Source organism: Pseudomonas sp. I3-I5, assembly GCF_022699445.1.
Lineage (GTDB): Bacteria > Pseudomonadota > Gammaproteobacteria > Pseudomonadales > Pseudomonadaceae > Aquipseudomonas > Aquipseudomonas fulva.
Genome location: NZ_CP093940.1, coordinates 4,471,785 through 4,494,842, shown reverse-complemented (window position 1 = coordinate 4,494,842; position 23,058 = coordinate 4,471,785). Strand labels below are relative to the sequence as shown.

Sequence of the window (23,058 nt, the reverse complement as noted above, 5' to 3'; positions counted from 1 at the left end):
GCGTGGCGGGCCCTGGCACATTGCAACATCCAGTAACGGCAATGGGGGTGAGCCTTCAAATGGGATTCACTACCATCTGCGCCTCTCTAATCGATCGAGGAGCGCCTTCCATGTTGCCACGCAAGTCCCTACTGGCCGCCCTGGCCCTGAGCGTTGTCGGTGGTACCGTGCAGGCCGCTGACGAGGTCGTGGTCTACTCCTCGCGTATCGATGAGCTGATCAAGCCGGTGTTCGACGCCTACACGGCCGAGACCGGCGTCAAGGTCAAGTTCATCACCGACAAGGAAGCTCCCCTGATGCAGCGCATCAAGGCCGAGGGCGAGCAGGGTGTGGCGGATCTTCTGCTCACCGTCGATGCAGGCAATCTGTGGCAGGCAGAGCAGATGGGCATCCTGCAGCCGATCCGATCCGACATCATCGAGCGCAACATCCCGCCTCAGTACCGTGCCTCGTCCCACGACTGGACCGGCCTGAGCCTGAGGGCGCGTACCATCATCTACTCCACCGAACGGGTCAAGCCGTCGGAGCTCAGCACCTATGAAGCCCTGGCAGACAAGCAGTGGGAAGGTCGGCTGTGCCTGCGCACGGCGAAGAAGGTGTACAACCAGTCCCTGACCGCCACCCTGATCGAAAGCCACGGCGAAGCGAAGGCCGAGCAGATCGTCAAGGGTTGGGTCAACAACCTCTCCACCGACGTGTTCTCGGATGACAACGCAGTGATCCAGGCCGTCGAGGCGGGTCAGTGCGACGTGGGTGTTGTGAATACCTACTACTACGGCCGGCTGCACAAGCAGAATCCTAACCTGCCGGTAAAGATTTTCTGGCCCAACCAGCAAGACCGTGGCGTGCACGTGAACCTCTCCGGCATCGGCCTGACCAAGCACGCGCCTCATCCTGAGGCCGCAACGAAACTGGTGGAATGGATGACCGGTGAACAGGCGCAGAAGTTGTTCGCCGACCTCAATCAGGAGTTCCCGGCCAACCCTCAGGTCAAGCCTTCGGACGAAGTCGCCGCGTGGGGCGACTTCAAGGCCGACAGCATTGCGGTGGAAGTGGCCGGCAAGCGACAGGCCCAAGCCATCCGCCTGATGGACCGTGCCGGCTGGAACTGAGCGCCACATCCCGCTCGAGAGGCCTGCAAAGGTCTCTTCGTGGGTCGAGCTGCGGCCCGTCATAGAGATCTAAAGTGCCCTACACCCACCGTCGTCGCTGGTACCTCCCCGTCACCCTGATCGCTGGCCTAGTGCTGCTGCCCCTGAGCGTGCTGCTGTTGTCGTGGCAGTCGATCGACCTGCAGATCTGGTCCCACCTGCTCGACACGCAGATGGGGCGCTTGCTGGGTAACACCGCCACCTTGGTGGTGGGGGTCGGTCTGGGCGTCTCCTTGCTCGGTGTCAGCCTGGCCTGGCTCACCAGCCTGTGCGAGTTTCCGGGCCGCCGCTGGCTGGATTGGGCGCTGATGTTGCCGTTCGCCATTCCGGCGTACGTCCTGGCCTTCGTCTTCGTAGGTTTGCTGGACTTCGCCGGCCCAGTGCAGAGTGCCCTGCGTGAGGCTTTCGGGCCCATGCGCCTGCCACGGGTGCGCTCCACCGGCGGCGTGATCACCGTGCTGGTGCTGGTCTTCTATCCCTATGTTTACCTGCTGGCACGCACAGCGTTCCTTGCCCAGGGCAAAGGGTTGATGGAGGCCGCCCGGGTATTGGGGCTCTCCCCCTGGCAGGCATTCTGGCGTGTGGCCCTACCCATGGCGCGGCCTGCCATTGGGGCGGGTATCGCCTTGGCCCTGATGGAAACCCTCGCTGACTTCGGCGCCGTGGCGGTCTTCAATTTCGACACGTTCACGACCGCCATCTACAAGACCTGGTATGGCTTCTTCAGCCTGTCCAGCGCTGCGCAATTGGCCAGTTTGCTGCTGCTGGCCGTCATGCTGGTGCTGTACGGTGAGCGCCGTGCGCGGGGCGCCAACCACAGCGCCAGTGAACGCCCCAGAGGCCAGGCGCTGTACCGACTGCAGGGTGGCAAGGCGCTGCTGGCCAGCGGCTGGTGCCTGTTGGTCTTCGCCTGCGCATTTGTCATCCCATTGCTGCAACTGCTGGTGTGGTTCTGGCAGCGCGGGCGCCATGATCTGGATGATCGCTACATCGGCCTGGTGCTCCACACCCTGTATCTGGGCGGCGTTACAGCGCTGGTGACGGTCTGCGTGGCGCTGCTGCTGGCCTTCGCCCGTCGCCAGGCACCTACACCGGGTATCCGCATCGGCGTAGGGCTTGCCAACCTGGGCTATGCCTTGCCCGGCTCGGTACTGGCGGTGTCGATCATGCTGGCCTTCAGTTACCTGGACAGTCAGGTCGTCGCGCCGCTGTCCAGCTGGTTGGGAGGCGCTGGCAGGCCATTGCTGCTGGGCAGCCTTGCGGCGTTGCTGCTGGCCTATGTCATTCGCTTCATCGCCGTGGCCTACGGCCCGCTGGAGAGCAGCCTGGATCGGATTCGTCCCTCGCTGCCGCAGGCATCACGCAGCCTGGGTGTGGGCGGGGTAGGGCTGTTCATCAAGGTGTACTTGCCGCTGCTGTTGCCAGGCGCACTGAGCGCGTCGTTGCTGGTGTTCGTCGATGTGCTGAAGGAAATGCCGGCAACCCTGCTGATGCGCCCATTTGGCTGGGATACGCTGGCGGTACGGGTGTTCGAGATGACCAGCGAGGGTGAATGGGCGCGGGCGTCGCTGCCAGCATTGACGCTGGTGGTGGTAGGGCTGCTGCCGGTCATTGGCCTGATCCGCCGCTCGGCGCGCAGGCCCGGCCATTCCTACTAAGGGTGCCAGCATGCGCCCTTGCCGCTACAATGCGCGGCACTCGCGCAGCAGGCAATCAAAACAACGCTGTTCACACAGCTGAAGGCCATGAGCCCTCCACTGCTGCCGCTTCGCCACGCCCGGAAGGAGAAACCCATGGGACAGCGCACGCTTTTGTACGACCTGCATCTGGCGCTTGGCGCCAAGACGGTCGATTTCGGTGGCTGGGACATGCCGCTGCATTATGGCTCGCAGGTCGATGAGCACCACCAGGTGCGCAGTGACTGTGGGGTCTTCGACGTTTCCCACATGACCGTCATTGATATTCAGGGCGATGCGGCCACGGCCTGGTTGCAGCGGTTGCTGGCTAACGATGTCGCCCGGCTCGATCAGGTTGGCAAGGCACTTTACAGCCCCATGTTGCATGAGCAGGGCGGGGTGATCGACGACTTGATCGCCTACCGCACGGCGACGGGTTACCGCCTGGTCACCAACGCAGCTACCCGAGCCCGGGTGCTCGCGTGGCTGGACCAGCAGCGTGACGGGCTTGCCGTCGACGTTCAGGTTCGTCCGGACCTCGCCATTCTTGCCGTTCAGGGCCCGAACGCGCGCGAGAAGGTAGCTGCTTTGGTCAGTGCCTCGCGGGCCGCGCTGATACGCACGCTACGCCCCTTCGAAGGCGTGATGGACGGGGAGTGGTTCATCGCGCGCACCGGCTACACCGGCGAAGATGGCTTGGAGATGATCTTTCCGGGTGACCAGGCCGTGACCTTTTTCAACGACCTGGTCGGCGCCGGTATTGCACCCAGCGGCTTGGGGGCTCGCGACACGTTACGGCTCGAAGCCGGCATGCACCTTTACGGGCAGGACATCGACGAGCAGCACACGCCGTTGTCGTGCAACCTGGGCTGGAGCATCGCCTGGGAGCCGGCGAGCCGAAACTTCATCGGGCGCGCGGCATTGTTGGCGGAAATCGAGCGGGGCGTACAGGAAAAGCTCGTGGGTTTGGTACTGGAAGAGCGCGGTGTACTGCGTGCCCACCAGGTGGTCCGTGTGGCGGGGATTGGCGAAGGGGAGATCACCAGTGGTAGTTTCTCACCTACGCTGAGCAAGTCCATTGCCCTGGCACGCGTCCCCATGGCCACGGGCGACCGGGCCGAAGTGGAAATTCGTGGCAAATGGTACCCGGTGCGCGTGGTCAGGCCGACTTTCGTGCGCCATGGCAAGATTCTGATCTGATCCATCATCAAACGGCGGGCGTACCGCTGAGCCAATCGAGGAATTCAAGACATGAGCAATATCCCCGCCGAACTTCGTTTTGCCGAAAGCCATGAATGGGCCCGCCTGGAAACCGACGGTACCGTCACGGTAGGCATCAGTGACCATGCGCAGCAAGCGCTGGGTGACGTGGTGTTCGTCGAGCTGGCCGAGGTGGGCAAGGTGTTCACCGCAGGCGACGCGGCCGGTGTCGTGGAGTCGGTCAAGGCCGCTTCCGACATCTATGCCCCGGTCAGTGGCGAAGTGATCGCCGTCAACGAGGCATTGGCTGACAGCCCTGAGCAACTGAACGAGCAGCCCTACGACGCATGGATCTTCAAGCTCAAGCCGAGCAGCCAGGCTGATCTGGATAAACTGCTGGATGCGGCTGGCTACAAGGCCGTGATCGGCGAGTAAGCCGTCCGGCCATCACTGGCATGAGCACTCGCAGCCAGGGGGTGAAGACCTCCCGGCGCGAGCTTGCCAGCGATGGGGCCGGCGCTGTATCGATCAGTCGACTACTGCATGCTCGGCCAGAATGGCATTGGCCAGTTCCATGTCGGACGCGTGAAGGCCTGGATGTTCCGCACGCACCTGCTTGATTGCCGACTCCAGGAATGGCCCACGGATGGCGCCTTCACTGGCTACGAAGCTGCCGGCATCATCCTGCGCCGCCATCACCAACTTGTGGTCGCGCGAGGTCAGGTAGGTCGAGCCGGTGGTTGCCCCGGAGGAGATCACATTACGCCAGAAGGAATCGGCCATGGCCGAACCCATGGGCAGCGCGAGCAGGGCTGCGGCAGCGATGGCAGTGTTGAGACGCATGATGAGACACCTCGAAGGTGAGCGTTGAAGATGTGCGGTTGGATGCTCGCGGGCCTGCCAAGTTCCGGGACTTGCCGCTTCTGATCAGCTGCATGTACGCAGGACTTCTTCTGCCAGGGTTCGCCCACACGCAACCTTGGCTTCGCCGCAGCGGAGCAGGTCCACAAGACCATCTGCCTGGGCTTGGCGTCGCAATTGCGCAAGGTCTGTATCAGGGCCGATCAGAGCCCGCAGGTTGTCGCTAGGCTCGAGTAATTCGAACAAACCTGTACGCCCGTGAAAGCCCGTGCCGCGGCACGTTCTGCAGCTGGCTGCCTCGCGCCCCTGGCACTGGCTGCACACCGTACGCACGAGCCGCTGAGCCATCACCGCGATCAACGTCGCTTTGATCAGGTAGTCAGCCACACCCAGTTCTTGCAGGCGGATGATTGCGGCACAGGCGTCGTTGGTGTGCAGGGTAGACAGCACCAGGTGCCCGGTAAGGGCGGCCTGCACGGCCACCCGTGCGGTATCGGGGTCTCGTATTTCGCCAATCATGATGATGTCCGGGTCCTGGCGCAGCATGGCGCGCACGCCGTTGGCAAAGCCCAGGTCCAGTGCCGGCTGCACCTGAAACTGGTTGAACGCGGGTTCGAGCCGTTCGATGGGGTCCTCGATGGTGCACAGGTTCACCTGCGGGGTGGCCAACAGCTTGAGACTGGCGTACAGCGTGCTGGTCTTGCCTGAGCCTGTGGGCCCTGTGACCAGGATGATGCCCTGGCGCCGTTGCAGCAGGCCTTGCCAATGGCTCAATTGCTGCCCCTGAAGGCCGAGCCGATCAAAGCTCTCGTGCAACTGCTGCGGGTCGAACAGGCGCAAAACCAGCTTCTCACCAAAGGCAGTGGGCAGGGTCGACAACCGGAGCTCCACCTCGCTCCCGTTTGGCAGGCGGCTTTGCAGTCGGCCATCCTGAGGCCTGCGTTTTTCCGCGACGTCCATGCGCCCAAGGTGCTTCAGGCGGCTGATCAGGGCCACCATGACTGCGCCGGGGAACACGTAGACGGTGTGCAACAGGCCATCGATGCGATAGCGCAAGTGCCCTTGGTCGCGGCGTGGCTCCAGATGGATGTCGCTGGCGCGCTGGTCGATCGCGTAGTGCAGCAGCCAGTCGACGATATGCACGATGTGCGCGTCATCCGCACTGGCCTGCAGGTGGCGTTTGCCCAGCTCCAGCCACTGCTCGAGCTCGCCGAAGCGGTTCGATTGCTGATGATGCGCGCCCTTCACCGACTGGGCCAGGCGCTGGAAGGGTTCACCGGCCTGACGCAGTTGCACAGGGCTTGCGAGCACCCGCCGTACGGTTCGTCCAAGGCTCAGGGCAAGATCGGCCTGCCAGCGGCACTGATAGGGCTGTGCGCTGGCCACGGTGACGCTCGCGGCGTCAGCCGCCACGATGAGAATGCCGTGGTTTTGCGCAAAGGCCGGCGACACCAGCTCAGCCACCTGCTGCAGGTCGATTTGCAGCGGATCGATACGCAGATAGGGCAGACCCGCCTTGGCAGCCAGCCATTGGCAAAGCCGATCCAGGTCCAGTATCTGCCCCGGGTGGAGGCGGTCGACAAGGTTGCAGGCGGCCACCTGCTCCAGCGGATGATCAGCGGGGTGATCGACGGCCTGCTCAAGGACACGCACGCTATCGCTGGCATGCAGGCGCTGATCGATAAGCAGGGCTTCGAGCACCCGGTGCAGGTCGAGTGCCAGGGTATCTGGGTTATGCATGAGGCGTCCGTGCCTGATCAAGAAGACCTGATCAAGGCTAGCTCAGCCTTCGCCCAAGCCGGATCGGAAGGGTTTCAGGGTTTTGCCTGATGGTGACGCTTGCTCCGCGCCTCAATGCGTTGGCAGGCGCCGTTAGGCGTGCACTACTGACAGCTCCACACGGTGTTGCGGGGCCATGTGCACATCGGCCACACACACCATGTTGCGCAATTTCTGAGCAATCACCTCGGCGCGATGCCAGCTCAACCCGCCAATGCCGATGTCGATGGTCAACCAGTCATCCTGTTGAATGACCTGCATGCTGTGCGGTGTGAGCATTTGCAAGGCGAACTGATTGAGTATCCGGCACAAGCTGTCGGGCTCGGCTTCGGCCTGCAAGCGATACAGCACGGTGGTGTGGGCATTGTTGTTGGCCCATACATCGGCACGCGGCAGTGAGTTCATGCGTCATCCTCGTTGAATGCAGAAAGTTTTGCATGCCTAGGCCGGAATTTTTTCGCTAAGATTCGACCCAATGAGTCTTTTTTTGCATAGCTATTATCGATGCGGGTCGATCTGGAGAATTGTTCATGCACAACGCATTGGATGCTTACGACCGTCGTATCCTCGAGTTGCTACAAGAAGACGCTTCGCTGTCCAGCGCCCAGATCGCCGAACGCATTGGCTTGTCCCAATCGCCGTGCTGGCGACGGATTCAACGGCTCAAAGAGGAGGGGGTGATTCGCGGGCAGGTCACCTTGCTGGACCGCAAGAAGATCGGGCTGAACACCCAAATATTCGCCGAAGTAAAATTGAATGCCCACGGCCGTTCGAACTTCACCGAGTTCACGGAGGCGATTCGCGGGTTTTCGGAAGTGCTGGAGTGCTACGTGTTGATGGGCTCGGTGGACTTCCTGCTGCGTATCGTCACCCCGGACATCGAGGCGTACGAGCGGTTCTTCTTCGAAAAGCTCTCGAACGTGCCCGGCATTCAGGAGGTGAACTCGATCGTGGCCCTCTCAGAGATCAAGTCCACCACCAGCCTGCCGCTATCGGGCTGAGGGCATCACGCTTTGAGCAGATGTTTCCAACCACGGCTCTGATCGACGGCACGTGCCTGCTCGATGCGGGCTTCGAGTACCTCATTGCCGATCGGTTGCTCAGCCAGTTCGTGCAACTTCTTCATGTCGCCGTACAGGCGGTCCATTTGTGGTGCGTCCAGCACATGGCGGGCATGGTGCAGCCAGGCCATCAATTGCTCGATGCGCGGCAGTTGCTCTGCCAGGTCCTCGGGGCGCTGGGTGTACAGCGACAACTTCAGGGCGCGGCCTTCCTCGGCAATCAGGTGTGCAAGCCAGCTTGCCAGAAGCGCCTTGCCCTGGCGCTCGCCACGGCCCTTGCGTTCGGCAGTCCAGGCACGCGACAACAGCCAACGTGAGGTTTCCAGGGAGAACTGGCCCCAGCGAGGATCATCCAGCTCTTCTGCGAACTGCTCGGGCGCGGCGCGGCGGATGTCTTCGTCATCGTTGCCGGCTTGCACCAGTGGACGCCAGTCTTCGAGCAGGGCATCCAGGCGCGCGCGCAGGTCACGGGTAGCCGCGCGGGGGGCGGCCTGGCCCAGGCTGGCGGTGATTGCGCGCAGCTCGATGAGGTTCTGCACCCAGTCCTGCAGCGACCGCCAGTGGCCGCTGTGGCGGTATTGCTCGGCCAAGCGCTGGCTGTTGCCCAGCAGTTGCCAGGCCAACGCAGCATAGGCGTCGTCCAAGGCCATGTCCGCTTCGAGGTCGGCGACGCTCAGATCCAGCTCGAAACGCTCTGGCTCCAGCAGACGATAGCCGCGCTCGGCCTTGCTGATATCGCAGGGCATCAGCGCAACGCTTGTGGTCAGCTCGGCAGCCAGCTCCAGCAGCGCCGCCGGCTCACCTTCACGCAGCTCCAGTTCCAACTCGCATATCGCTTCCTTGCGCTTGCCGGCAATTACGAAGCCTTGGTCCAGCGCAGCCTCGATTACCACCTTGGCCTTGCCACGGCCCCAAGCGATTTCGGCATATTCGCGGGTGAAATCGGTGGTGAACAACGGTTTGATGGTCTTCTTGTCCAGGTCGGCCAGTTGCGCCGGCCAGCAGCTGTCATCCAGCTTCTTGAGGTCCAGCTTGACCTTGTCCAGTTGCCATTCGTGCTCGTTGCGCTCGGACAGGCCAGCCACACTGGTTCCGCGGCACTTGAGGGTCTGGATGACGGTATCGCCGTCACGGCGCAGGCGCAGGGCAACGCGTGCCTCGGCCAGCGCGCGCTCAGGCGTGTCGAAATACTGGTTCAGCAGTTCGCGGGTCTGCCAGCCAGACTTGTTGCGCTTTTTCAGCAGCGGGTGCTCGCGCAAGGCGGCGAGGGTCTCGGGGCTGGCGCGCAGCTTGAGTTCGGTTTCTTTGGGCATCACAGGCTCGAAAGGGGGCGTGGTCGATGCAGAGTCTACAGCAGTAGGCCGTCAACGGTTTATTCCAGACGGCGGATGGTCCTATGATGGGCAATGCTTCCGAGGAGTAAACGCATGCCGTTGCCGACGCTGAAAGACCAATTTGCCGCCTTGATCGCCGCGCCTTCGGTCAGTTGCACCCAGGCCTCGCTTGACCAGTCCAACCGTCAGGTCATCGACCTGTTGGCTACTTGGCTGGGCGATCTGGGCTTCACCTGCGACATTCAGCAGGTGACCCCCGGCAAGTTCAACCTGCTGGCCAGCCGCGGCAGCGGCCCGGGGGGCCTGGTGCTGGCCGGCCACAGCGACACCGTGCCCTATGACGAGCAGCTCTGGAGCAGCGACCCTTTGAAGCTGACCGAAGTCGAGGGTCGCTGGGTGGGGCTTGGTAGTTGCGACATGAAGGGCTTTTTCGCATTGGTGATCGAAGCCGTCATTCCGTTGCTGCAGCACGACTTCAAGCAGCCGCTGCTGATTCTGGCCACCTGCGACGAGGAAAGCTCGATGTCTGGCGCCCGTGCCCTGGCCGATGCTGGCCAGCCCCTGGGGCGCGCGGCGATCATCGGCGAGCCGACCGGGCTGCGGCCGATCCGCATGCACAAGGGCATTCTCATGGATCGTATCGACATCCTGGGACGCAGTGGTCATTCCTCGGACCCAAGCCTGGGCCGTAGCGCCATGGACGCCATGCATGCGGTCATGGGCGAACTGATGGGCCTGCGCCAGCAATGGCAGAAGGCCTATAACAACCCGCAGTTCACGGTGCCGGCACCCACCATGAACTTCGGTTGCATTCACGGTGGCGACAACCCCAACCGGATCTGCGGTCAGTGCGCCCTGGAGTTCGACCTGCGCCCATTGCCGGGCATGGACGTGGAGCAGTTGCGCGCTGCCATCCGTGCAAAACTGGTTCCGGTGGCCGAGCGCCATGACGTGCGTATCGACTACGCGCCGCTGTTCCCCGAAGTGCCGCCGTTCGAACAGGCGGCCGACAGTGAACTCGTCCAGGTGGCAGAACGGCTCACCGGCCACCGTGCCGAAGCGGTGGCATTCGGCACCGAAGCACCTTATCTTCAGCAGCTTGGCTGCCAGACCATCGTGCTCGGCCCTGGTGACATCGCCTGCGCACACCAGCCTGGCGAATACCTGGACATGTCACGTATCGAGCCGACCGTGTGTCTATTGCGTGACTTGATCGGGCACTATTGTCTGCATTAAACGTCCACCCCATTCATTCGTTTCTGCCTAGAGGAGACCGCGCGTGACCGCAAGCCTGTTCCGACGATGATCCTGAACGCCCCTGTAACGCCGTTCTCCGTCCACTTATCCACAGGCCCTGTCATGCACGATTACGTCAACTGGCTACGCCACGCTTCTCCTTACATCAACGCCCACCGCGACTGCACCTTCGTGGTGATGCTTCCCGGCGATGGGGTCGAACACCCTAACTTCGGCAACATCGTCCACGACCTGGTGCTGCTGCACAGCCTTGGGGTACGCCTGGTCCTGGTGCACGGCTCTCGTCCGCAGATCGAGAGCCGCCTGGCTGAACGTGGCCTGGCAGCGCATTACCACCACGGCCTGCGTATCACCGATGCCGCTACCCTGGATTGCGTCATCGACGCGGTCGGCGCGTTGCGCCTGGCCATCGAAGCGCGGTTGTCGATGGACATCGCCGCCTCGCCCATGCAGGGCTCGCGCCTGCGGGTGGCCTCCGGCAACCTGGTCACCGCGCGGCCGATCGGCGTGCTCGAAGGCGTGGATTTTCATCACACCGGCGAAGTGCGTCGGGTAGACCGCAAGGGCATCAGCCGCCTGCTCGACGAACGCTCCATCGTGTTGCTCTCGCCGCTGGGCTATTCGCCAACCGGCGAGATCTTCAACCTCGCCTGCGAAGACGTGGCCACCCGTGCGGCCATCGAACTGGGTGCAGAGAAGTTGGTGTTGTTCGGTGCAGCACCTGGTCTGTTGGATGAGCATGGCCGCCTGGTGCGCGAACTGCGCCCCCAACAGGTTGCGCCGCACTTGCAGCGCCTGGGCAGTGATTACCAGGCCGAGCTGCTCGATGCCGCTGCCGAGGCGTGCAAAGGCGGCGTGGCACGCAGTCACATCGTCAGCTATGCCGAGGACGGCGCGCTGCTGACCGAACTGTTCACCCGGGGCGGTGGCGGTACGCTGGTGTCCCAGGAGCAGTTCGAGATCGTGCGAGAGGCCACCATCGAAGACGTCGGCGGCCTGCTCGACCTGATCAGCCCGCTGGAAGAACAGGGCATCCTGGTGCGCCGTTCACGGGAAGTGCTGGAGCGGGAAATCGAGCAGTTCAGTGTGGTGGAGCGCGAAGGCATGATCATCGCGTGCGCAGCGCTGTATCCGATTGCAGAGTCCGATGCTGGCGAGCTGGCATGCCTGGCGGTGAATCCGGAATACCGCCATGGCGGGCGCGGGGACGAGCTGCTGGCGCGTATCGAAAGCCGGGCACGGGAGATGGGGTTGAGCACCCTGTTCGTGCTCACTACACGCACGGCGCACTGGTTCCGCGAACGCGGCTTCTCGCCCAGTGGTGTCGAGCGGCTGCCGGCGGCACGGGCTTCGCTGTACAACTTCCAGCGCAATTCGAAAATCTTCGAAAAGCCGTTGGGGTGAGGCGTTCTGCGCCTGCGCGCCTGAAATGAAAACGCCGCCTTCAAGGGCGGCGTTCTGGTTTACACGGTGTGCAGATACCAGTTGTACTCGAGGTCGGATATCGAATGTTCGAACTCCTCCAGCTCGCTTTCCTTGCACGCGACGAAGATGTCGATGTACTTCGGATCGATGTACTTGTTCAGGATTTCGCTGTCATCCAACTCGCGCAGCGCATCACGCAGGTTATTCGGCAGGCTCTGTTCCAGCTGCTCGTACGAGTTGCCTTCGATAGGCTCGCCCGGCTCGACCTTGTTGGTCAGGCCATGGTGAACGCCTGCCAACACGGCCGCCATCATCAGGTACGGGTTGGCGTCAGCACCCGCCACGCGGTGCTCCAGGCGCACGGCATCCGGGGATCCGGTCGGTACGCGCAACGCCACGGTGCGGTTGTCCAGGCCCCAGCTTGGCGCATTGGGCACATAGAACTGCGCGCCAAAGCGGCGATAGGAGTTGACGTTCGGGCACAGGAACGCCATGGACGCGGGCAGGGTCTCGAGCACACCGCCGACAGCGTGACGTAGCGCGGCGTTCTGCTCGGGATCCTCGCTGGTGAAGATGTTGTTGCCATCTTTGTCCAGCACGGAAATGTGTACATGCAGACCATTGCCTGCCTGCCCTGGGTAGGGCTTGGCCATGAAGGTGGTGTCCATTTCATGGTCGTAGGCGATGTTCTTGATCAGGCGCTTGAGCAGCACGGCGTAATCGCACGCCTTGAGCGGGTCCGGCACATGGTGCAGGTTGACTTCGAACTGAGCCGGGGCGCTTTCCTTGACAATGGCGTCGGCAGGGATGCCCTGTTCCTTGGCCCCTTCGAGGATGTCCTGCAGGCAGTCGGCATACTCGTCCAGGTCATCGATCAGGTAGACCTGGGTCGATTGCGGACGCTTGCCGGAAATGGGCGAGCGCGGCGGCTGTGGGCGGCCGTTCACGTTCTCCTGGTCAATCAGGTAGAACTCCAGCTCGAAGGCGGCGCAGATGGTCAGGCCCATGTCGTCGAACTTGCTCACCACCTGGCGCAGTACTTCACGCGGGTCGGCGAAGAAAGGTTCGCCCTCGAGCTCGTGCATGGTCATCAGCAACTGGGCAGTCGGGCGCTTTTGCCACGGCTCGTTGGAGAGGGTGTCGGGGATCGGATAGCAGATGCGGTCTGCATCGCCGATGTCCAGGCCCAGCCCGGTGCTTTCGACGGTGGAGCCATTGATATCCAGTGCAAACAGGGAGGCCGGCAGGTTGATGCCTTTCTCGTAAACCTTGTGGAGGCTGGTGCGCTCTATGCGCTTGCCACGCACCACACCATTCATATCTGCAATCAGAAGGTCAACGTAGAGAACCTCAGGATGTTCCTTAAGGAACGCGTTCGCTTCGTTAAGCTGAACGGCACGCGGGGGTACCGACATGATGCAACACCTTTGTTGTTAAAAATATCAATCAAGGGGGGCTTGCAGGACCAGTCAATCGAAAAGCCATACTGATGTCAAGCCAACCCCATGATGCCCTGAAATGGCACGTCTACGGCAGATTTGCTGCATATCGGGGCACGGCATTATCCGCTATTTCTCTGGAAAAGCGCTATCGCGAGCACTGCGTCGTTTATTTTTTACGCAGGTGTTGTGTAAAAAAATGAACGGCGCTAAGCTCCGATTCAACCCAAAACAGAATAATACGAGGGTCTCATGGTCCGCCTGCCGCGACCTGGAAGCGCTGCCAATGCAGTGCAATCAGGCTGTTCAGTCACGTTAGCCTGGCCTGCCAATCCCATGGCGGCAGTGCTCGCAATAATTGACGTCTGGCATGTTCGGCCCCGCCTTCATGGCACCTCATCTCCACGCTTCGCTTCTTTCTGCCATTACGAATCACTTAGGACACACGTCATTTCAGTGTATCCACCGTCCGCCTGCGCGGGGGTTTTGCTTTAGCCATCCACTGCATCCAGAATCAAGTCGCGGACCACCTTACCTCCTGAGGTATTTATGAGTAACAACCTCGACCAGCTCACCGATTGGTTGAAAGAGCACAAGATCACCGAAGTCGAATGCCTGATCAGCGACTTGACCGGCATCACGCGCGGCAAGATTTCGCCTACCAACAAGTTCATCGCCGAGAAAGGCATGCGCCTGCCCGAGAGCGTGTTGCTGCAGACCGTGACCGGCGACTATGTCGACGACGACATCTATTACGAGCTGCTGGACCCTGCAGACATCGACATGATCTGCCGGCCTGATGAGAATGCCGTGTTCCTGGTGCCATGGGCCATCGAGCCGACCGCGCAGGTCATCCACGATACCTATGACAAAAAGGGCAACCCCGTAGAGCTGTCGCCGCGCAACGTGCTCAAGAAGGTGCTCAAGCTTTACGCCGACAAGGGCTGGCAGCCCATCGTCGCGCCCGAGATGGAGTTCTACCTGACCAAACGCAGCGAAGACCCTGACTTCCCGCTGCAACCGCCAGTGGGCCGTTCGGGCCGGCCTGAAACCGGGCGCCAGTCCTTCTCCATCGAAGCTGCGAACGAATTCGACCCGCTGTTCGAGGATGTCTATGACTGGTGCGAATTGCAGCAGTTGGACCTCGACACGCTGATCCACGAAGACGGCACGGCGCAGATGGAAATCAACTTCCGTCACGGCGATGCCCTGCACCTGGCCGACCAGATCCTGGTGTTCAAGCGCACCATGCGTGAGGCGGCGCTCAAGCACAACGTGGCAGCCACCTTCATGGCCAAGCCCATGACCGGCGAGCCTGGCAGTGCGATGCACCTGCACCAGAGCGTGGTCGATGTGACCACCGGGAAGAACATCTTCAGCAATGAAGACGGCAGCATGAGCACGCTGTTCCTGAACCACATCGGCGGTTTGCAGAAATTCATTCCCGAAGCGTTGCCGCTGTTTGCGCCCAACGTGAACTCGTTCCGCCGCTTCCTGCCGGATACCTCGGCGCCAGTGAACGTCGAGTGGGGCGAGGAAAACCGTACGGTAGGCCTGCGCGTCCCGGATGCCGGCCCGCAAAGCCGCCGGGTGGAAAACCGCCTGCCGGGTGCGGATGCCAACCCGTATCTGGCCATCGCCGCGAGCCTGCTGTGTGGCTACATCGGCATGGTCGAAGGTATCGAGGCCAGCGCACCGGTCCAGGGCCGGGGTTACGAGCGTCGCAACCTGCGCCTGCCGCTGACCATCGAAGACGCCCTGGAACGCATGGAAATCAGCCGCGCCCTGGAGCAATACCTGGGCAAGAAATTCATCGCCGGTTACGTGGCCACCAAGCGTGCCGAGCACGAGAACTTCAAGCGCGTCATCAGTTCCTGGGAGCGTGAATTCCTGCTGTTCGCAGTTTGATCAACCTCGGCCCCGCAGACGCGCGGCCGTCCGTCAACGGAGAACCACATGAGCCTGAACAACCCGCAAACCCGTGAATGGCAAGCCCTCAGTGGCGAGCATCACCTCGCGCCTTTCAGCGACTACAAGCAGCTGAAGGACAAGGGGCCGCGCATCATCACCAAGGCGCAAGGCGTGCATTTGTGGGACAGTGAGGGGCACAAGATTCTCGACGGCATGGCTGGCCTGTGGTGCGTGGCCGTGGGGTATGGACGGGAGGAGCTGGTTCAGGCGGCAGAGCGGCAGATGCGTGAGCTGCCCTACTACAACCTGTTCTTCCAGACCGCCCATCCTCCGGCGCTGGAGTTGGCCAAGGCGATCACCCAAGTGGCGCCCGAGGGCATGAGCCATGTGTTCTTCACCAGTTCAGGCTCCGAGGGCAACGACACCGTGCTGCGCATGGTTCGCCATTACTGGGCACTCAAGGGCAAGCCGAGCAAGCAGACCCTGATCGGTCGGGTCAACGGCTATCACGGCTCCACCGTGGCCGGTGCCAGCCTGGGCGGCATGAGTGGCATGCACGAGCAAGGCGGCTTGCCCATTCCGGGCGTGGTGCATATCCCTCAGCCGTACTGGTATGGCGAGGGCGGTGACATGACACCGGAGGCGTTCGGGGTCTGGGCTGCGGAGCAACTGGAAAAGAAAATTCTTGAAGTCGGCGAGGACAACGTCGCCGCCTTCATCGCCGAGCCTATCCAGGGCGCCGGTGGCGTGATCATCCCGCCAGACACCTACTGGCCGAAGATCAAGGAAATCCTGGCCCGGTACGACATCCTCTTTGTGGCCGACGAAGTCATTTGCGGTTTCGGACGAACAGGGCAGTGGTTCGGCTCGGATTTCTATGACCTCAGGCCCGACCTGATGACCATCGCCAAGGGCCTTACCTCCGGTTACATCCCCATGGGCGGTGTGATCGTGCGTGACAAGGTTGCCAAGGTGCTTAGCGAAGGCGGGGATTTCAATCACGGCTTCACCTATTCCGGGCATCCGGTGGCTGCCGCGGTAGGCCTGGAAAACCTGCGCATCCTGCGCGACGAACAGATCGTCGAGAAAGCGCGCACCGAAGCGGCACCGTATTTGCAAAAGCGTTTGCGTGAGTTGCAGGACCACCCGTTGGTGGGCGAGGTGCGCGGTGTTGGCCTGCTCGGCGCGATCGAGCTGGTGAAGGACAAGGCGACACGCAGCCGTTTCGAGGGCAAAGGTGCTGGCATGATCTGCCGTAATTTCTGCTTCGACAATGGCCTGATCATGCGGGCCGTCGGCGACACGATGATCATCGCGCCACCTCTGGTCATCAGCCCGGCGCAGATCGACGAGCTGGTGGAAAAGGCACGCAAATGCCTGGACCTGACACTCGAGGCGATTCGCTGACAGCTAGCGATGTGACATTAAGTCGTTACAAGGGCCAGGTTTCCTTGAAACCGGGCCTTGTAACTTGCCAGACTAGCGGCTGCTTCAGTCGCCCACACGCGTGTACTGCGGGACCCGGCTTCTGAACGGATGGCTAATCGAACACTCTGGAGCATGACGCATGAAGAATATGGGCAAGACGTTGTTGGCCGCTGCGCTGATGGGCGCAGTGGTCGGGGCTGTACAGGCTGAAGACAAGGTACTGAACGTCTACAACTGGTCGGACTACATTGCTCCGGACACCATCGCCAAGTTCGAGAAAGAGTCGGGCATCAAGGTCAAGTACGACGTGTTCGACAGCAACGAAACCCTGGAGGCCAAGTTGCTGGCAGGTAAGTCGGGCTATGACATCGTGGTGCCTTCCAACAACTTCCTGGCCAAGCAGATCAAGGCGGGCGTCTACCAGGAACTCGATCGCACCCAGCTGCCCAACTGGAAGAACCTCGACGAGGATCTGCTCAAGGCCGTGGGCGATGCCAGCGACCCGGAAAACAAGCATGCCTTCCCCTACATGTGGGGCTCGATCGGCATCGGCTACAACCCCGAGAAGGTCAAGGCTGCGCTGGGCGTGGACAAGATCGATTCCTGGGACGTGGTCTTCAAGCCAGAGAACATCGCCAAGCTCAAGAGCTGTGGCGTGAGCTTCCTTGATGCCCCAACCGAAATGTTGCCAGCGGCCCTGCATTACCTGGGCCTGCCGACCAACAGCACCAAGAAGGAAGACCTCAAGGCTGCCGAAGACCTGTTCCTCAAGATCCGTCCGTCGATCACCTATTTCCACTCCTCCAAGTACATTGGCGACCTGGCCAACGGCAACATCTGCCTGGCTGTCGGCTACTCGGGTGACCTGGAGCAGTCCAAGACCCGCGCCCACGAAGCGGGGGACAAGGTCAAGCTGGACTACGTGATCCCGAAAGAAGGCGCCGGCACCTTCTATGACATGGTTGCCATGCCCAAGGATGCCGAGCACAAGGAAGCGGCCTACAAGTTCATGGACTTCCTGATGCAGCCGCAAGTCATGGCCGAAATCACCAATGCCGTGCGCTTCCCCAACGGCAACAAGGCCGCGACCGCCTTTGTGGACAAGGACATCACCAGCGACCCAAGCATCTATCCGTCCGCTGAAGTGAAAAAGAATCTGTACGCCATTGCCGCCCCTGAAGCAGCAGTGCAACGGGTAATTACCCGCAGCTGGACCAAGATCAAATCGGGCAAATAAGCCTGATGTAGCATTTTCGGACCGGGTATTCCCGGTCCGAAACCAGTGAAAGGCAATTGAGCATTGCGGCATCGAAGCTGCGAAGGTAAGTTGCGCGCCGGTTTTGCGTGTGCGGCAGCATTGTCGCTATCCAGACACTGATTGTGAGGACCACCCACTTGTCCAATTCTGTATTACGCAAGGCCGTGATGGCTGCAGCGAGCCTGACGCTGGCATGCAGCGTCCAAGCGGCGCCTACGGTGCATTTCTACAACTGGTCCGACTATATCGGCCCCGACACGCTCGCAGGCTTCGAGAAAGCCACGGGCATCAAGCCGGTGCAGGATGTCTTCGATTCCAACGAAACCCTGGAAGGCAAGCTGCTGGCCGGCAGGACCGGCTACGACGTGGTCGTGCCCTCCAACCATTTTCTGGGCAAGCAAATCAAGGCGGGCGCTTTCCAAAAGCTCGACAAGGCACTGCTGCCCAATTACGCGAACCTTGAACCTGCGTTGATGAAGCGCCTGGAGAAGAACGACCCGGGTAACCTGTATGCCGTGCCTTACCTGTGGGGCACCAATGGCATCGGGTACAACGTCGACAAGGTCAAAGAGGCGCTTGGCGTCGATACCATCGACTCCTGGGCGGTGCTGTTCGAACCCGAGAACATGAAGAAGCTGTCCAAGTGCGGCGTGGCCTTCCTCGACTCGGCGGACGAAATGCTTCCGGCCGTCCTCAACTACATGGGCCTGGATCCCAACAGCACCAACCCCAAGGATTACGCCAAGGCCGAGCAGAAGCTGCTGGCGGTACGCCCCTACGTGACGTATTTCCATTCGTCCAAGTACATCACCGATCTTGCCAACGGCAACATCTGTGTCGCGGCAGGTTTCTCGGGTGATGTGTTCCAGGCCAAGGCCCGCGCCGAAGAGGCGAAGAAGGGTGTGAACCTGGCTTATGCCATTCCCAAAGAAGGCGGCAACCTCTGGTTCGACGTGCTGGCGATTCCCAAGGACGCCAAAAACGTGGAGCAGGCGCATGCCTTGATCAACTATTTGCTGAAACCTGAGGTTATCGCCCAGGTCAGTGATTACGTCGGTTATGCCAACCCTAACTCGAAGGCTGGCGACCTGATGGACCAGGCCGTGAGGACTGACGCTGCGGTTTATCCACCGCAGGATGTGCTGGACAAGATGTTCGTGAACTCAGAGCTGCCGCCCAAAGTGCAGCGCCTGATGACCCGCAGCTGGACCAAGGTCAAGTCGGGCAAGTAATCCACCTCACCCGCGCGGCCTGCCTGGCAGGCCGCGCGGGCACAAAAAACTTGTTGGGAGTTTCACTCATGGCAGTTGCCTCCGGCGCCTATAAGAAAGCCCTCGAGGGTGGCCAGCAACCCAAGCAGGTGCTGGTCAAGATCGACCGGGTCACGAAAAAATTCGACGAAACGGTAGCGGTGGACGATGTGTCCCTGGAAATCCGCAAGGGCGAAATCTTCGCCTTGCTTGGGGGTTCCGGCTCCGGTAAGTCGACCTTGCTGCGCATGCTGGCAGGCTTCGAACGCCCCACCGAAGGACGCATCTTCCTGGACGGCGTGGACATTACCGACATGCCGCCCTACGAGCGGCCGATCAACATGATGTTCCAGTCCTACGCCCTGTTCCCGCACATGACCGTGGCGCAGAACATCGCCTTCGGCCTGCAGCAGGACCGCTTGCCCAAGGCCGAGGTCGACGCCCGCGTGGCCGAGATGCTCAAGCTGGTGCACATGACTCAGTACGCCAAACGCAAGCCGCACCAGCTCTCCGGTGGCCAGCGCCAGCGCGTGGCCTTGGCTCGTTCCCTGGCCAAGCGGCCTAAGCTGTTGCTGCTGGACGAGCCGATGGGTGCCCTGGACAAGAAGCTGCGTTCGCAGATGCAGCTGGAGCTGGTGGAAATCATCGAGCGCGTCGGCGTGACCTGCGTGATGGTGACCCACGACCAGGAAGAAGCCATGACCATGGCCCAGCGCATTGCCATCATGCACCTGGGCTGGATCGCTCAGATCGGCTCGCCGGTAGACATTTACGAAACCCCGACCAGCCGCCTGGTCTGCGAATTCATCGGCAACGTCAACCTGTTCGATGCCGAGGTGATCGACGATGCCGAAGGCCACGCCCTGATCGCCTCGCCTGAACTTGAGCGCAAGATCTACGTCGGGCACGGTGTCTCCACCTCCGTGGAGGACAAGCACATCACCTATGCACTGCGCCCGGAAAAGATGCTGGTCACCACTGTCCAGCCTGATTTCCAGTACAACTGGTCGCGCGGCAAGATCCATGACATCGCCTACCTGGGCGGGCATTCGGTATTCTACGTGAAGCTACCCAGTGGCAAGGTGGTGCAGTCCTTCGTCGCCAACGCCGAGCGCCAAGGCGCGCGCCCTACGTGGGACGATGAAGTCTTCGTATGGTGGGAAGACGACAGCGGCGTGGTACTGCGGTCATGAAGCTGCGCAAGCTCAAGCGAGCGTTCCGGCGCATCACCCCTGAAGGGCGGCACCTGGTGATCGGTGTTCCTTTCGTGTGGCTGTTCCTGTTCTTCATGCTGCCGTTCTTCATCGTCCTGAAGATCAGCTTCGCCGAAGCCGACGTTGCGATCCCGCCGTACACCGAGATCTACAGCTACGTCGAGGACAAGATCCAGTTGGTGCTCAACCTGGCCAACTACGGTTTGCTGACCGAGGACGAACTGTATATCTCGGCCTACCTCGGTTCGCTGAAGATGGCGTTCATCAGCACGCTGCTCTGCCTGCTGATCGGCTACCCGATGGCCTATGCCATCGCCAACGCCAAGAAGGAAACCCAGACCGTCCTGCTGCTGCTGATCATGATGCCGACCTGGACCGCGATCCTGATCCGCGTGTATGCCTGGATGGGCATTCTGAGCAACAACGGTTTGCTCAATGGCTTTTTGATGTGGACCGGGCTGATCGACCAGCCGCTGCAGATACTCAACACCAACCTGGCGGTGTACATCGGCGTGGTCTATTCCTACCTGCCGTTCATGATCCTGCCCTTGTTCGCCAACCTGGTGAAGCATGACCCAAGCCTGCTCGAAGCGGCATCCGACCTGGGGTCGAGCACCTTCAACAGCTTCTGGAAAATCACCGTGCCGCTGTCAAAAAACGGCATCATCGCCGGTTGCATGCTGGTGTTCATCCCCGTGGTGGGCGAGTTCGTGATTCCAGAACTGCTTGGCGGACCGGAAACCCTGATGATCGGTAAAGTGTTGTGGCAGGAGTTCTTCAACAACCGTGACTGGCCGGTAGCCTCCGCGCTTGCGGTGGTGATGCTGGCGATCCTGATCGTGCCCATTTTGCTGTTCAACCGCAGCCAGGCCAAGGAAATGGAGGGCAGGGCATGAAGCGCTTCGGTTTTTCCAAGCTGATGCTGGTGTTCGGCTTGCTGTTCATCTACTTGCCGATGGTGATTCTGGTCATCTACTCGTTCAACGCCTCCAAGTTGGTGACGGTGTGGGGCGGGTGGTCGGTCAAATGGTATGTCGGCTTGCTGGACAACACTCAGCTGATCGGTTCGGTGATGCGCTCGCTGGAAATCGCTTGCTACACGGCGGTAGCGGCTGTCGCGTTGGGCACCATGGCGGCTTTCGTACTCACCAGGGTCACCCGGTTCCGCGGGCGTACCTTGTTCGGTGGCTTGGTCACTGCACCGTTGGTCATGCCTGAAGTCATCACGGGTCTGTCGCTGCTGCTGCTGTTCGTGGCCATGGCGCAATTGATCGGTTGGCCGCAGGAGCGTGGCGTTGTCACCATCTGGATTGCCCACACCACCTTCTGCGCGGCCTATGTGGCCGTCGTCGTGTCGGCCCGGCTGCGTGAGCTGGACCTGTCGATCGAAGAGGCGGCCATGGACCTGGGGGCCAAGCCTTGGAAGGTGTTCTTCCTGATCACCATCCCCATGATTGCGCCTTCGCTGGCGGCAGGTGGCATGATGTCGTTCGCCTTGTCGCTCGATGACCTGGTATTGGCCAGCTTCGTGTCCGGGCCAGGCTCGACCACGTTGCCGATGGAAGTGTTCTCGGCGGTACGCCTGGGCGTGAAACCTGAGATCAACGCCGTGGCCAGCCTGATTCTGCTGTCCGTCTCGTTGGTGACATTCTTCGTCTGGTACTTCAGTCGCCGTGCCGAAGAGCGTCGCCGCAAGGCCATACAGCAGGCGATTGAAGAAGGTGCGGCGGCCAATGCGTCGCAGCCTCAGGTACGGCGCCCGGCGCCGGTAGCGCCGATCTGATCGAGGTATGGCTGCTCGTTACGCTTTTGGAGCGAGCAGCTGTTCCACACTTACGCTTGCGCCGTGCGGAGAACTGAATGTGGCCGCATAAACGTATCGTTTGTGACGAATTGCTACGGCGAGGTCACTGGACACTTAAGCGCCGAACTCTATTCATAATTCGCTGTGGCTCGATATGTGGGGGGAGGCTGTTCCTGTGCGACAAGCTTCCTCCAGTTGAGTCCTGGTTGGGATAAAGATCCAAATAGCTGGGAAGCTCGTCCAGACCTGGCGCTTGAAGGTTTAAACTCGAATAGCTGGGAGGCGGGGCCGGAACTACCGGTTGCGTTGTTAAATGCGAGCCACCAAATCTTCTATTCGTATGGACACGTGGAGGTACCAAGGTCACATCCGCTGATGAAAAGCTCTGTACAGGGTCATGCACGTTTCGTCGGTCGCTGCCTCCCACTGTAGTCGAGAACCGTGCTCCATATGACGAGTCGGCTCTGAGCGTACTCATATATTTTTCCCGGACGAATAAAGCGGCGACAAGCGATGACCCACCAATATAAACGCCGATCGCCACTCCGATAAGGTTATCGTCATTTTTCGAAGCACCGACGACAGCAAGGGCTGTGCCTGCTGTTAAGGACGCAGCGGCTGTGATCCAGCTTGCATACTTGATCAGGCTTCTCACCGCGAAGTGGCCTGATGGATCACTTTGATTGACAGGGTCACCCAGGCAGTAGGCATACGCATTGAGCATCCCCTGTCCAAAAGGGCTCAGGTTGTCAGGGGCGCCAAACCGCATGAGTGCCGGTCTATACAGTCGATAGCCGTTGCCCAGTGGATACCCATCCAATAGTGCATCCAGTCGCTCACCGTGATACGCCCATGGCGTGTCCGGTTCATTCAAACGGGCCCTTTGGCCGTAAGGCGTGTAGGAAAAGCGAGCCAGGCAGTTGGTGTGGGGCTCGGCCATTACGGTGTTGCCCCTGTCTACCGCGCTTACTGAAGGCGTCCGCTTATCGCCTGCAAGATGGCCTAGAAAG

The 23,058-nt window shown here is 61.0% G+C and carries 19 protein-coding genes; 14 read left to right on the top strand and 5 right to left on the bottom strand.

Annotated features, from left to right (window positions below; genetic code table 11):
• Positions 1–110: 110 nt before the first annotated feature.
• The 4 genes from MOP87_RS20150 to gcvH all read left to right on the top strand — a co-directional run bounded on the left by MOP87_RS20150 (position 111) and on the right by gcvH (position 4,462).
• On the top strand, positions 111–1,112 hold the full coding sequence (locus MOP87_RS20150) for an extracellular solute-binding protein (RefSeq protein ID WP_242809927.1): 1,002 nt from the start codon (positions 111–113) through the stop codon (positions 1,110–1,112).
• A gap of 74 nt (positions 1,113–1,186) precedes the next feature.
• Complete coding sequence (locus tag MOP87_RS20145) at positions 1,187–2,809, top strand: iron ABC transporter permease (RefSeq protein ID WP_242809926.1); 1,623 nt, start codon at positions 1,187–1,189, stop codon at positions 2,807–2,809.
• 135 nt (positions 2,810–2,944) lie between these two features.
• Complete coding sequence (gene gcvT / locus MOP87_RS20140) at positions 2,945–4,027, top strand: glycine cleavage system aminomethyltransferase GcvT (protein ID WP_104926625.1); 1,083 nt, start codon at positions 2,945–2,947, stop codon at positions 4,025–4,027.
• A 51-nt stretch (positions 4,028–4,078) separates the two neighbouring features.
• The gene (gcvH, locus tag MOP87_RS20135) at positions 4,079–4,462 is read left to right on the top strand and encodes a glycine cleavage system protein GcvH (protein ID WP_028686751.1); all 384 of its coding nucleotides are present in this window, start codon (positions 4,079–4,081) and stop codon (positions 4,460–4,462) included.
• 93 nt (positions 4,463–4,555) lie between these two features.
• Here the strand turns inward: gcvH and MOP87_RS20130 are convergent, their stop codons facing one another.
• The 3 genes from MOP87_RS20130 to MOP87_RS20120 all read right to left on the bottom strand — a co-directional run bounded on the left by MOP87_RS20130 (position 4,556) and on the right by MOP87_RS20120 (position 7,072).
• On the bottom strand, positions 4,556–4,870 hold the full coding sequence (locus MOP87_RS20130) for a DUF2388 domain-containing protein (RefSeq protein WP_027913431.1): 315 nt from the start codon (positions 4,868–4,870) through the stop codon (positions 4,556–4,558).
• Between the two features lie 84 nt (positions 4,871–4,954).
• Positions 4,955–6,628, bottom strand: coding sequence for a GspE/PulE family protein (locus MOP87_RS20125; protein WP_049695305.1), 1,674 nt, complete (start codon positions 6,626–6,628; stop codon positions 4,955–4,957).
• 132 nt (positions 6,629–6,760) lie between these two features.
• Complete coding sequence (locus MOP87_RS20120; RefSeq protein ID WP_104926624.1) at positions 6,761–7,072, bottom strand: hypothetical protein; 312 nt, start codon at positions 7,070–7,072, stop codon at positions 6,761–6,763.
• A 125-nt stretch (positions 7,073–7,197) separates the two neighbouring features.
• Between MOP87_RS20120 and MOP87_RS20115 the strand changes: the two genes are divergently transcribed.
• A complete protein-coding gene (locus MOP87_RS20115; protein ID WP_242809925.1) occupies positions 7,198–7,668 on the top strand; it encodes an Lrp/AsnC family transcriptional regulator in 471 nt (156 codons plus the stop codon).
• A gap of 5 nt (positions 7,669–7,673) precedes the next feature.
• Here MOP87_RS20115 and MOP87_RS20110 read toward each other — a convergent pair whose 3' ends face one another.
• Positions 7,674–9,041 (bottom strand): CYTH domain-containing protein, encoded by a 1,368-nt coding sequence (locus tag MOP87_RS20110; RefSeq protein ID WP_104926623.1) that lies wholly within the window; start codon positions 9,039–9,041, stop codon positions 7,674–7,676.
• Positions 9,042–9,155: 114 nt separating this feature from the next.
• On the opposite strand from MOP87_RS20110, the gene argE reads away from it, so the two are divergent.
• A complete protein-coding gene (gene argE / locus MOP87_RS20105; RefSeq protein ID WP_242809924.1) occupies positions 9,156–10,298 on the top strand; it encodes an acetylornithine deacetylase in 1,143 nt (380 codons plus the stop codon).
• 123 nt (positions 10,299–10,421) lie between these two features.
• Complete coding sequence (gene argA / locus MOP87_RS20100; RefSeq protein ID WP_027913437.1) at positions 10,422–11,723, top strand: amino-acid N-acetyltransferase; 1,302 nt, start codon at positions 10,422–10,424, stop codon at positions 11,721–11,723.
• Between the two features lie 59 nt (positions 11,724–11,782).
• Here the strand turns inward: argA and MOP87_RS20095 are convergent, their stop codons facing one another.
• A complete protein-coding gene (locus MOP87_RS20095) occupies positions 11,783–13,159 on the bottom strand; it encodes a glutamine synthetase family protein (RefSeq protein WP_023532636.1) in 1,377 nt (458 codons plus the stop codon).
• A gap of 573 nt (positions 13,160–13,732) precedes the next feature.
• On the opposite strand from MOP87_RS20095, the gene MOP87_RS20090 reads away from it, so the two are divergent.
• From MOP87_RS20090 to MOP87_RS20060, 7 genes are all read left to right on the top strand, one after another.
• Positions 13,733–15,091, top strand: a complete 1,359-nt coding sequence (locus MOP87_RS20090) for a glutamine synthetase family protein (protein ID WP_023532328.1) — start codon at positions 13,733–13,735, stop codon at positions 15,089–15,091.
• A gap of 48 nt (positions 15,092–15,139) precedes the next feature.
• Entirely contained in the window at positions 15,140–16,501 is a 1,362-nt protein-coding gene (locus MOP87_RS20085) for an aspartate aminotransferase family protein (protein ID WP_049695307.1), read from the top strand.
• Between the two features lie 160 nt (positions 16,502–16,661).
• The gene (locus MOP87_RS20080) at positions 16,662–17,759 is read left to right on the top strand and encodes a polyamine ABC transporter substrate-binding protein (RefSeq protein ID WP_027913439.1); all 1,098 of its coding nucleotides are present in this window, start codon (positions 16,662–16,664) and stop codon (positions 17,757–17,759) included.
• A gap of 158 nt (positions 17,760–17,917) precedes the next feature.
• Positions 17,918–19,012: a polyamine ABC transporter substrate-binding protein gene (locus MOP87_RS20075; protein WP_027913440.1), complete on the top strand. Its 1,095-nt coding sequence runs from the start codon at positions 17,918–17,920 to the stop codon at positions 19,010–19,012.
• Between the two features lie 68 nt (positions 19,013–19,080).
• Entirely contained in the window at positions 19,081–20,223 is a 1,143-nt protein-coding gene (gene potA / locus MOP87_RS20070; protein WP_027913441.1) for a polyamine ABC transporter ATP-binding protein, read from the top strand.
• A complete protein-coding gene (locus MOP87_RS20065; RefSeq protein ID WP_027913442.1) occupies positions 20,220–21,140 on the top strand; it encodes an ABC transporter permease subunit in 921 nt (306 codons plus the stop codon). Before potA ends, MOP87_RS20065 begins: the two co-directional genes overlap by 4 nt.
• On the top strand, positions 21,137–22,027 hold the full coding sequence (locus MOP87_RS20060) for an ABC transporter permease subunit (RefSeq protein ID WP_023532426.1): 891 nt from the start codon (positions 21,137–21,139) through the stop codon (positions 22,025–22,027). Before MOP87_RS20065 ends, MOP87_RS20060 begins: the two co-directional genes overlap by 4 nt.
• The last annotated feature ends 1,031 nt before the right edge of the window (positions 22,028–23,058 follow it).